Raw genomic sequence first — 10,004 nt, forward strand, 5'->3', positions numbered from 1 at the left:
ACGATTCCCGATGATTAAAAGTCCACTGCTCTGCCATTGAGCTAGCAGCCCGAGGGTTACAGGGTACCGGGCCAGTCGCAGGTGCCTACAGCGACTTTCCGTTCGCCGGTGCTTGCCCAGCTCAGATGCCATGCCATGGTGCATGATCCCGGTCTGGCGACCTTGCCCGTCAGGCCGCCAGGTGGTCTTGGAGGGCAGTTGCTCAACTCTCGAGCAACCGGCGAGCAACCACGAAGTGGACGACTGTCGCCCAGTGACCTGCCCGTCGCGCACAGAGACGTTCGGTCAGCGCGAGATCTGGCCGCTCGGACACAGGCGTCGACGGCAGTGCGTGGCCACGCGCTGGTCGCGCTCTGTGGCGTACCGAAGGGCCAGGCGGGCAGGCCGTCGAAGCCGCTCACGCTGGCGCAGGCCAGCGCGCTGCTCGACGCGGCACGTACGGCACCACTCGGGGCGCACGTCGTAGTGTCGCTACTGACCGGCGGGCGGACCGAGGGATTGCGCGCGCTGACTTGGGCACACGTCGACCTCGACGGCCAGGCCGATGCCGACGCGCCCGTGCCGCCGTCCATCCAGGTCTGGCGCTCGGTGCGCGACGGCGGCGACACCAAGACCAAGAAATCGCGCCGAATTCTGGCGATTTCGGGGCGTTGTGCCGCCACGCTTCGGCAGCACCAGGACAAACAGAAGGAACTCCGCGAAAAGCGCGGCGAGCGATGGCACGTTGATGATCCCGTGTTCTCGACTTCGAGCGGCGCGGAATTGACGCTGCGAACGTTCGGCGTGGCTTCCGCTCGATCGCGAGAAGGGCGGGACTCGACGCGGAGAACTGGATGCTGCGCGAGCTGCGGCACAGCTTCGTCTCGCTGCTCTCAGACAACGGCGTGAGCATCGAGGCAATCGCTGATCTTATGGGCCATGCGGGAATCCGGGTGACCGAGGCGGTCTACCGGCATCAACTCCGGCCCGTGCTCCTTGGCGACGCCGTCGCCATGGATCAGATCTTCGAGACCTAGACGAACGCCCGTTGCGATCAGGGACGCTGCTTGGTCAGACGAGCAGCGTCGCCTGGTTCGTCGAGCCCGAGCGTTTCCGCCCCAAAGACGACCAAAGCACGCTGGTCTTCGCTTAACGTCTTATACCAGTCAGGTGGCCATGGCGCGGTAGATATCTCACCCTGTACACCCAGATCTCGTCTTGCGGCTCGATAGAACTCCTTTCGCGTCTGCTCAAATTCGTTCAGGGCGGCAGCCCATCCGTCGCGGTCTGTGAGTACACCCCGCGCATAGAACTCGAGCCGCCACATCACCTGGTGCCACGCCCTCGCTGCGGCAACTGTGTCGGGATGTCCGAGCAGTAGCACCGACTCCCAACGAGTGGAACGCTCGGCAACTGCGATCGACAACTCGGCCTGACCCTCGTCAAACGGGATCGCTTCTGACGAATGAGGTAGCCCTCGGGTGACGGCCAGTCGAGTGGCGAAATGTACGACCCGCTTCACAGCGTCGCTGTAGCTCGCATATGCCTCAAGCTTCACCGAGTCCCACCGCAATCGCTGGTCTCGCCGCCATCGGGCTCGTTCGCCAAGGCTGGTCAAGGCGAATGTTGCGACCACGCCGACCACGACGCCAAGTAGCGCTGGAAGCTGTTGCAGGATCTCACGCACGTGACCACCTCACCGATCGACGGCACAAGCCCATTGAAGCCTCGGCGAGCAACCCGTCACGGGTGAGGACGCCGCCGCCTGAGCGGCTTTGTCACCCGCTTTTGTCTTCCAGGAGACGAACGAGGGGGGTCGATCATCTCGACAGCCCCTCTGACCTGCGTGGGCGATACTGGGTTGAACCGGTGACCTCTTCCGTGTCAACCCGATGGCGTCTGCGCCTGACGTGCCGAAACCCGTTGCAGTGTAAGGCTTTTAGCTTCGTTGGTGTTCGCTGCTGTGCGCGGCTGGTCACCCCCGTGGCCCCCTATTCTCCCCCCTCGGGGACGGCTGGACAGAGGGGGCGAGGCCGCTATCCTTCTGCCGCTAGCGCAATACCGGCCCTCGATTCGGCACACCACAGCACACTGGAGCAGCAATGCGGGTTGTAGAGGGTTTGTCGTTCTTGGGTTTACAGAGCGTCGGCGCCGCTCTGTTCGCTAACGCCGTGGTGTCGGTCGGGTTGATGCGCCGGCCGACGACGCATTGGATCTGGGGCACGCTCGGTGCGCTGCCGAGGGGTCGTTTCGTGGCGTACTTCGGACTGCTCGGCTTCGCGTGGTTCACCGCCGTATGGCTGATTTGGTTCTGGCGGGGCGAGCGGTATACGTTGCCGATCGCCGGTGCTCTCGCCGCGATCGCGGTGCCGCTCGCCGTCGGCTGGGTCGTCGCGATCCTGCGCAACCGGAAGGCTCCGGTGAGCTGAACCAGATGTTCAACTTGCCCGGTGGGGCGGCTGCGACCCCTAGACCCCCTCAACGGATCAAGGGCCGTTTCCGACTAGCGGAAACGGCCCTTGAGCTGTGTGGGCGATACTGGGTTTGAACCAGTGACCTCTTCCGTGTCAACGCCATGATGTCCGGGCCGGACGTGCCGAAACCTGTTGCTGCGTAAGGGATCCAGGTCCGCAAGTGTTCGCTGACGTACGTGGACGTTCGTCTGCGTGACCCCCCTGTTTGACCCCCCGAGAAGCCGCTGCCCGGTGCTCGATGTCTCCGCCGTTAATGCGTGACACAGCTGTCCCCGTCGCTCGCGTATTTGGTGGTGAGGTACTCGACGGTCGAGATGCCGCTCGCCAGAGTGACCCGCACCGAGTACCCGCGGCCGCTGCCGTCCATGAGGTTGCCCCAGTCGCCGGACCTCTCGACCACGAACGAACGGATCGGGTCCCTGCCCTGTTTCGACTCGAACCAGGCGCGGTCGACGTCCTCGTTGTCACACAGAAGCCCGTAGGCGGCGCCGTACTCGCCGCGAGTCAACGCGTTGAGGTACTCCCTGATCATCTGGTCACTGCGCTCCCGAGCCCGGTCCTCGATGATGAGGTACGCCCCACCGCAGGCGAGCGCCACGGCCGCCACCAGAGCTGTGAGAACGACGGCGGAACGTCGACGACTCATGGTGGTGAATCATGACACGTGAGCGCCGACCGGTCGCCTAGACCGAACGCTCTCGGATGAGCCTGGCTGGAACCGAGGGGGTCGTGCTGCCCCCTCTGCTCCAGCCGCCCTCGTCGTTGGAGCGCTCAGGGACAGCCGTGATCAAGGTGTCCCCGACAAGCATGCAGGTCAGGGGTAGTTGAGGGACAGCAGGGACACCCGGGATAGCGGCGCCCACTTCCGTGTCCACGCCACGACGTCCGGGCCGGACGTGCCGAAACCTGTTGCTGGGTAAGGGTTCTAGGTCCGCAAGCGTTCGCTGGCATACGTGGCTGTTCGCTTCGGTGACCCCCTGTTAGCCCCTCCCGCACGATGACCCCCTGAGGCTGGCGCGCCTTGGATAGGCTCGTATCCATGACCTCGGGGGAGCGGATTGTCGCCCGGCTCGGGCGCGCACTGGTGATCGTCGTGCTTGGCAGCGCGATCGGCTACGTGGGACAAAATCCTCCGGGACCCGGCGTGACGTCATGGGTCGATGCGGTCGCCGTCGCAACCAAGCACGAATGGCATGCGGAGAATCCGCCGGTCGGGGACCTCGTTGTACTCCCTCCGGCGTCCCGGACCGGTCTGGAGCAAGGGGATCGGATCTGGACGGTCCTCTGGCTCTCGGCCGAAGGCAAACTGTGCGGAATTTTCGTGGATTACGCCCCCAAAGCACAACGCCGCCTGCCGTCTCATGCTGGTGGGTTCAGGCTGAACGAGTTCCCCGACGCGCCGGATCTGGCCGGCATCCGCTCCGTCTGGAACGGCTACCTCTGGATGCTTGCCAAGGTCCCGCCGGAGGTCGTTTCGGTTACCCTGGTCAGTGACGCCGGCGCAACGGCGACCGCGCAGATGGTGAAGGTATCCACCGGCGCCGGCGCGCCGGTCGCGTTCTTCGTCGTGACGCTCTACGCGGCCGACCGAAGTCTGGGTGCCGTACATCTCAAGGCCACCGACGCGTCCGGGCGAGTGGTCTTCACGAAAACGACGGACGAGGTGGGCATGTAATCCCGCCAAACGATCACAACCGAAGAATCCGAGCCGTGCGTGTCGGTGGAGGTCAAGCGCAACGTGGTCGCCCTCTGCGGTGTCCCGACCAGCCAGCCCGGGCGGCCGTCGAAATCGCTGAACCTCGCCGAAGCGGCCGCGCTGCTCGACACGGCCCGTGGGGCGCCGCTGGAGGCGTACATCGTGGTCTCGCTGCTCACCGGCGCTCGAACGGAGGAGCTGCGCGCTCACGTGGTCGCACGTCGACCTCGACGGCCTGACCGAGGCGGACCCGCCGATTCCGCCCTCGGTATAAGTGTGGCGGTCGGTCCGGGCCGGCGGCGACACGAAGACCAAGAAGTCGCGCCGCACGCTGGCGCTCCCGGCGCGATACGTCGTCGCGTTGCGAGTCCACCGCGCGAAGCAGCCCGGGTGGAAAGCGACCAGTGACCTCTTGCGTGTCAACGAACAGGTCACCGGTCGGATGTCGATCGGACCGGTCTGTCCGGCGGGTGGGTGCGTCCGCCGGTCGGTCAGAAGTCGGCAGGTTTGCACACGTCGTACACGCTCAGGTCGGCTCGGGCTCGCGCGTAGTGGGCGCGGTGGCGCCACCGGCCGACCGGCTCGTCGGAGGCCACGTCGAGCTGGGACCCGGGACGTACGGCACCGGCCGCGTTGCTCGAGCTGAACCCGCCTGTGTCCGTCGGCCACCACGGTCCTGGCGGATACTGATTCATCGACAACTTGCTATGACTCCGTACCGTTGATGACGGAGGTGGCGATGGCGGCGCGTCGAACTCGCGGGGAACGGTACCGGTTTCGTCGGCTGCTGTTGCAGGTCTGGCTCAGCGCCGGTCTGGTTGCTGCGGTGGTGGCCTCGCCGCTGCTGCTGGCCTGGGTGTCGTCGTGGCCGGTGCGGTGGCCTGAGCTCAGTGATCGGACGGGCGTACGGCACCGTCTCGGCGGTGCTGTCGGCGCTCGGCTTCTGCGGTATCGCGATCTCGGTCTACATGCAGCGGGAGCAGTACCGGGTTGCTGAGCAGCAGGCCGTCCGCCAACGGCACTTCAACCTGCTGACGTTCACGATCCACAATCCCGAGTACCTCGACGTGTAGGGCGCCCCCGCCCCAGGCGGCCAGCCCGCCCGCAACGGCAGAGCGTTTCACACCTTCAGCAACCTGGTCGTCTCGCACCGGTACATGCTGTGGCGGATCGGCAGCATCAGCGAAGCGGATCTTCGCAACGAGGCAGCCAACTTCTTCCGCGGCGCCATCGGCCGTGAGTTCTGGTCCTGCAACGGTGCGACGTGGATCCTCCGACCGGATCCGATCGCCCGCCGGTTTCTCGCCGTGCTCGATGACGAGTACGCCCGCGCCGAGGGCACAGGTCCACCAGCCCCTGCAATGGCGGCGCAACCGGGCGTTCCCTCCGACCGCCCGGCACGACTGGGCATCCCTGAACGGAGCCTGCCGAAGGCCACAGCATTTGGCGCAGGCCTCCTCGCCGCAGCAGTGCTCGGGTACCTCGCCGGGCGGCGTCACGACCGCGGGCGGCGGTGACAACAGCGTGTCGGCCCTAGGCACGCGCCCCCACATGGCCCGTGCGGGCCTGACGAGGTGTCTGGCCAGCGCGACAGGCCCGGCACCCTGGTGATGTCGCGACGGGTTGAACACAGTTGCCCTACCACGGCAGTCATCGCGCATGGGTTGCCTGCGCGGACGGCCCCGCTGTGACCGTTGGCCTCCTCGTCGCTCGCCAACGCCCACCCGGTCACGGCGAGGGCCTCCCCCGCAGGAGCGATCGGCCCGGCTTCGCGCATGCGATCCCATCCGGCCGATCATCGAACACATGTACGATGATCGGGTTTGGGTCGAGACCCGCAGCTTGGCGAGCGTCAGCGATGTCGCGCTCGTTGCGGAGGTCCGCGAGGCGCTCATCGCGGTCCTGCTGTGCGGAGATGCCTGGCTTGCGGTACTGCCGAACACGACGGAACGTCAGGACCGCGCTCGTGTCGAGATCCTCGCCGCGCTTCGTGAGGGGTTGGTCCTTGCCGGGCCGGCAGCATCCGTGCACGAGCTTGCCGTCATGGCCGCTCCGGTCTTGAACCGGTTCTGGCCCGGGTCAGCCGGCGCGGCCGGAGCGCTGGCCGAGTCGGTCGAGATGTTGCGCGTCGCGGTGATGCATCGGCTCGCCCACATCCGTGCAGCCCGCGCCGAGGCCGCCGGTTGGGACGCGATGCGGCCGTAACCCAGCGGCGGTGCGCGCGCTCACAGTCTGCGCGGGGTGCGGTCGCATCCTCCGCCTCCGAGGATGCGAACGGCCCGCCTGCTGCGTTGTGCCGGCCCGTCAGATCCGGGCGACACCCGCCCACGACGTGGCGGACGCAGCGTCGGCCTCGGGCTGACTGTGGCGGAAGGAAGGCCCCACCAGGACGGCCATGTCTGGCCCAGCATGATCGAGTAGACCCACAGCCGTGCCTACTGTGAGTAGTCGATGCGGCGTTGCTGACGGTGCGCGCTCATGCCGATGTGCGCGCACCTGATCATGGCTGAGCGGTTCATCCGGTCGGAGCCCGGGCGTATCTCAAACGGCACGCCAAGCGCCGACCGCGCGGGCAATAGTTAGTCGCCCGGCCGAGTCCAGTATGCGATCTTCCCGAGCTCACGCTCGAACTCGCTCTCAACACGCTCGAGCTCGTCATCGTCAACTGGGTCGTAGTGGCCGAGCAGGGTAAACACGTCCGCCCGACGTGACGCCGTCTCTCGAACCAGGCCGGACTCCCGATACCAGCGGCCCGCCTCCCGGTCGCAGTCGTCGAGAGACCCTTCCGCGTACCAGGATCCAATCCGATCCTCGGAGACAACCCATCGCTCAAGCAGGCGTGCGAGGTTGAGGAGAATTTCCCGTGGCACAGCGATCTCAGGACTCATGACGTCACCCTAGCCGCGAGCCAACGGAGCCCCGAGTCCGTGAGACGTCGATGTCATCCGTCTCTATGAAGGGCCGCCAACTCATCCTCTTCTGCCGCTGTCGGCGTGCTGGCGTTGAAGCTCGCCGGTGACGCACCGTAGTTCATGGCTGCCTTTCCTGTTCCCGCCTCCGGCGTCGCGACCGCCCAACAGCTCGTCCTGCGCGCTGCGGTGTCGGCCTATCTGGGCCGCTACCGCGGCGGCACCCGGCTCCACACTGAGTCCGACCTGCGCGTCTTTCTCCACTGCTGCACCGACCACGGCATCGACCCGCTCGCCGCTGTCCGGGTGGACATCGAGCGGTACGTGCGCTGGCTGCAGGACGTACGCTGCTACCGGCCATCGACGGTCTCGCGCCGCCTGTCAGTGGTGGTCGGCTTCTACCGCGTCTGCGTCATCGACCAGATCCTGCCGCACTCCCCGGCCGACTACGTCCGCCGGCCCCCGGTACCCGCGGAGTCACCCACGCTCGGCCTTGGCCATCTGCAGTTCGAAGCCCTGATCGCCACCGCGCGGTTGTCGGCCAACCCGAACGACTTCGCCCTCGTCGCGCTCCTCGGCCTGCTCGGACTGCGAATCTTCGAAGCCTGCGGGGCCAGCATCAGCGACCTGGGCGAGGAACACGGCCACCACGTGCTGCGGGTGCGTGGCAAGGGCGGCAAGGTCACGCTGGTCCCGCTCCCACCAGCGGTGGCCCGGGCAATCGACCGCGCCGTCGACGGCCGCACTGACGGACCGATCCTGCGCAGCACCACCGGCACGCGCACGGACCGCCACGCCGCGACGCGCAGGTTCAAGCACCTGGCCGCTAACGCGGGCGTGCACATGCCGAGGATGCACCCTCACATGTTGCGGCACACGTTGGTGACCACCATGCTCGACGCCGGCGTGAGCCTGCGCGACGTGCAGATCGCCGCCCGCCCCGCCGACCCACGCACCACGATGCGCTACGACCGCGCGCGCAAGAACCTTGACCGCCACCCGAACTACATCCTCGCCGCGTACATGGCCTCCGGAACCTGACTACAGCTCACGACTTTGCCGAGATGCGGACCCGCGCCGGTGCGAGTCAGAGGTGCGGCTGCTGGCTGAACTTCAGGGCGTGACATCCACCAGTACCTTGCCAACCGTGCCGGTCTCCAGTGCCCGGTGAGCGTCGGCGGTGCGGTGCAGCGGGAAGCGGACCAGTGGCAGGCCGTGCTCCTCGCCGACCGGCAGGGCGCCGTCGCGGACCGCTGCGGCGACGTCCTCGACCGCTGTGGCGCGCGCTTGCGGGCCCGCCGTGTAGAGCACCAGGAACTGCAAGCGTGTGTTCAGCACCATGTTCTGCCCCACGTTCAGCTCGACCGTTCGTCCGCCCTCGTTGGCGTAGGTCGCGATCGTGCCGCGTGTGCGCAGCACGGCCAGGTCCAGTGCGAGGTTCGCGCCTAGCGCCACCTCGGCGACGATGTCGACGCCGTCCGGGGCGATGGCACGGATGGCGGCGGCTGGGTCGCTCTCGCGGTAATTGATCACATGGTGGGCGCCGGTCGCGGTGGCCAGCTTCGCCTTCTTCGGGCTGCTGACCGTGCTGATCACGGTGGCGCCGGCCCATCGGGCGAGCTGGATGACCGCGTGCCCGACCGCGCCGGCCCCGCCGGCGGCGAGCACGATCTTGCCGTCGAGTGCGCCGGAGTGCAGGCGGCGCGGCCCGTCCTCGGCGACGGTCAGTGCGCGGTGTGCGGTGAGCGCGGGCACGCCGAGCGAGGCGCCGACGTCGAAGCCGGCCTCGTCGGGCAGTGGCACGGCCTGGTCGGCGGGCACGATGGTGAACTCGGCGGCGGTGCCGGTGGGCCGCCCGGCGGCGGCCATGAACAGCCACACCCGTTGCCCGACCCGGCCTGGGTCGACGCCCTCACCGACGGCGTCGATCACGCCGGCGCCGTCGAGGTGCGGGGTGATCTCGGGGAATAGCTTGCGGTGGGCGATGCCGGAGCGGGCCTGCCAGTCGGTCGGGTTGACGCCGGACACGGCGACCCGGACGCGGACCTCGCCGGGACCCGGCGCGGGCCGGTCACGCTCGACGAGCTGGAGAACGTCGGGGCCGCCGTTGTCACGGTAGATGATCGCCTTCATGATCCGTCCAATGTTCGGTCTGCGTCGTACGGTTCGATCTGAATCGAACAGTACGACGTGGGTCGAACTTTCCGCAAGCATTGGCTACGCTTCCTCTTGTGACCGAGGTGATCGAACCCGCCCTCGAGACCGTGACGATCGACGTGGTGCTCAGCGCGCTCGCCGACCCGGTACGGCTCACCTTCGTGCGGGCGCTCGACGCCGCCGGGGACTGGACCTGCGGCAGCGACGTCCTCAGAAACACCGGCGTCACCATCGGCAAGTCCACCCTGTCGCACCACATCAAGGTGCTGCGCGATGCCGGCCTGATCCGCACCCGCGTCGACGGCATCCGCCGGCTGGTCACGCTCCGGTACGACGAGGTGGAACAACGCTTCCCCGGGCTGCTGACCATGCTCCGCGAACACGGGCCTGCCCCTGCCGCTGCGGAGGCGCCCGCCTCAACCGCATGACGCGGGCGACAACGAGCGCCACGAGGCCCCTGTCGGAGCAGTCGCCGTAGCCGCAGTCCGAGACCGCTGGCGGCTTCGCCGGGCCCCACTGCTCGATCATTCTGTCGAGCATGTTCAACGCCAGGCGCCACTTCTCTCGGTACCGTACGTCGTCGCCGATGCCGGCCCGGACCCGCTTCTGCCGGATCGCGGCCGCCTTGTCGGAGGTCGCTGCCGTCTACTGCGACATCCGCATCTGCCGCCGACCGGGCGCGCGGGCCAGCGTGCGCGGTTACGCTCAGTGGTTCCGCGCCATGAGCAAGGACAGCGCGGTCGTCGAACTGCGGCGCTTCGAAGACGGGCTGACCGTCGAGCATGTAGG

General features: G+C 67.4%; 13 protein-coding genes and 2 pseudogenes. 9 read left to right on the forward strand and 6 right to left on the reverse strand.

Annotated features, from left to right (window positions below; genetic code table 11):
* Positions 1-471 precede the first annotated feature (471 nt).
* Positions 472-723: a hypothetical protein gene (locus tag ABD901_RS55305; RefSeq protein WP_345143731.1), complete on the reverse strand. Its 252-nt coding sequence runs from the start codon at positions 721-723 to the stop codon at positions 472-474.
* Between the two features lie 74 nt (positions 724-797).
* Between ABD901_RS55305 and ABD901_RS55310 the strand changes: the two genes are divergently transcribed.
* Positions 798-1,016 (forward strand): tyrosine-type recombinase/integrase, encoded by a 219-nt coding sequence (locus ABD901_RS55310; RefSeq protein ID WP_345143760.1) that lies wholly within the window; start codon positions 798-800, stop codon positions 1,014-1,016.
* A 17-nt stretch (positions 1,017-1,033) separates the two neighbouring features.
* Here ABD901_RS55310 and ABD901_RS55315 read toward each other — a convergent pair whose 3' ends face one another.
* Complete coding sequence (locus ABD901_RS55315) at positions 1,034-1,666, reverse strand: hypothetical protein (RefSeq protein ID WP_345143733.1); 633 nt, start codon at positions 1,664-1,666, stop codon at positions 1,034-1,036.
* Between the two features lie 565 nt (positions 1,667-2,231).
* Between ABD901_RS55315 and ABD901_RS55320 the strand changes: the two genes are divergently transcribed.
* A complete protein-coding gene (locus ABD901_RS55320; RefSeq protein ID WP_345143734.1) occupies positions 2,232-2,408 on the forward strand; it encodes a hypothetical protein in 177 nt (58 codons plus the stop codon).
* 295 nt (positions 2,409-2,703) lie between these two features.
* Here ABD901_RS55320 and ABD901_RS55325 read toward each other — a convergent pair whose 3' ends face one another.
* The gene (locus ABD901_RS55325) at positions 2,704-3,099 is read right to left on the reverse strand and encodes a hypothetical protein (RefSeq protein ID WP_345143737.1); all 396 of its coding nucleotides are present in this window, start codon (positions 3,097-3,099) and stop codon (positions 2,704-2,706) included.
* A 393-nt stretch (positions 3,100-3,492) separates the two neighbouring features.
* On the opposite strand from ABD901_RS55325, the gene ABD901_RS55330 reads away from it, so the two are divergent.
* The 4 genes and pseudogenes from ABD901_RS55330 to ABD901_RS55345 all read left to right on the forward strand — a co-directional run bounded on the left by ABD901_RS55330 (position 3,493) and on the right by ABD901_RS55345 (position 6,354).
* The gene (locus ABD901_RS55330; RefSeq protein WP_345143739.1) at positions 3,493-4,128 is read left to right on the forward strand and encodes a hypothetical protein; all 636 of its coding nucleotides are present in this window, start codon (positions 3,493-3,495) and stop codon (positions 4,126-4,128) included.
* Between the two features lie 48 nt (positions 4,129-4,176).
* Positions 4,177-4,534 (forward strand): annotated as a pseudogene (locus ABD901_RS55335) (site-specific integrase); the annotation flags it as partial.
* Between the two features lie 505 nt (positions 4,535-5,039).
* Positions 5,040-5,666 (forward strand): annotated as a pseudogene (locus tag ABD901_RS55340) (DUF6082 family protein).
* A 289-nt stretch (positions 5,667-5,955) separates the two neighbouring features.
* Positions 5,956-6,354, forward strand: a complete 399-nt coding sequence (locus ABD901_RS55345) for a hypothetical protein (RefSeq protein ID WP_345143740.1) — start codon at positions 5,956-5,958, stop codon at positions 6,352-6,354.
* A 374-nt stretch (positions 6,355-6,728) separates the two neighbouring features.
* Here ABD901_RS55345 and ABD901_RS55350 read toward each other — a convergent pair whose 3' ends face one another.
* Positions 6,729-7,037 (reverse strand): hypothetical protein, encoded by a 309-nt coding sequence (locus ABD901_RS55350; protein ID WP_345143742.1) that lies wholly within the window; start codon positions 7,035-7,037, stop codon positions 6,729-6,731.
* Between the two features lie 144 nt (positions 7,038-7,181).
* Between ABD901_RS55350 and ABD901_RS55355 the strand changes: the two genes are divergently transcribed.
* On the forward strand, positions 7,182-8,099 hold the full coding sequence (locus tag ABD901_RS55355; protein ID WP_345143748.1) for a tyrosine-type recombinase/integrase: 918 nt from the start codon (positions 7,182-7,184) through the stop codon (positions 8,097-8,099).
* Between the two features lie 72 nt (positions 8,100-8,171).
* Here ABD901_RS55355 and ABD901_RS55360 read toward each other — a convergent pair whose 3' ends face one another.
* Complete coding sequence (locus ABD901_RS55360) at positions 8,172-9,191, reverse strand: NADPH:quinone reductase (protein WP_345143751.1); 1,020 nt, start codon at positions 9,189-9,191, stop codon at positions 8,172-8,174.
* Positions 9,192-9,289: 98 nt separating this feature from the next.
* Here ABD901_RS55360 and ABD901_RS55365 point away from each other — a divergent pair, with 98 nt between their 5' ends.
* Complete coding sequence (locus ABD901_RS55365; protein ID WP_344514667.1) at positions 9,290-9,643, forward strand: ArsR/SmtB family transcription factor; 354 nt, start codon at positions 9,290-9,292, stop codon at positions 9,641-9,643.
* Here ABD901_RS55365 and ABD901_RS59435 read toward each other — a convergent pair.
* Positions 9,534-9,830 carry a transposase gene (locus ABD901_RS59435; RefSeq protein ID WP_380139889.1) on the reverse strand — a complete coding sequence of 99 codons (297 nt, stop codon included), beginning with the start codon at positions 9,828-9,830 and terminating at the stop codon, positions 9,534-9,536. The genes ABD901_RS55365 and ABD901_RS59435 overlap by 110 nt on opposite strands.
* Between ABD901_RS59435 and ABD901_RS55370 the strand changes: the two genes are divergently transcribed.
* The coding region (locus tag ABD901_RS55370; protein WP_345143754.1) for a hypothetical protein at positions 9,802-10,004 on the forward strand (203 nt) is incomplete at its 3' end. The genes ABD901_RS59435 and ABD901_RS55370 overlap by 29 nt on opposite strands.

The sequence above is a fragment of the Dactylosporangium darangshiense genome (assembly GCF_039537565.1).
Lineage (GTDB): Bacteria > Actinomycetota > Actinomycetes > Mycobacteriales > Micromonosporaceae > Dactylosporangium > Dactylosporangium darangshiense.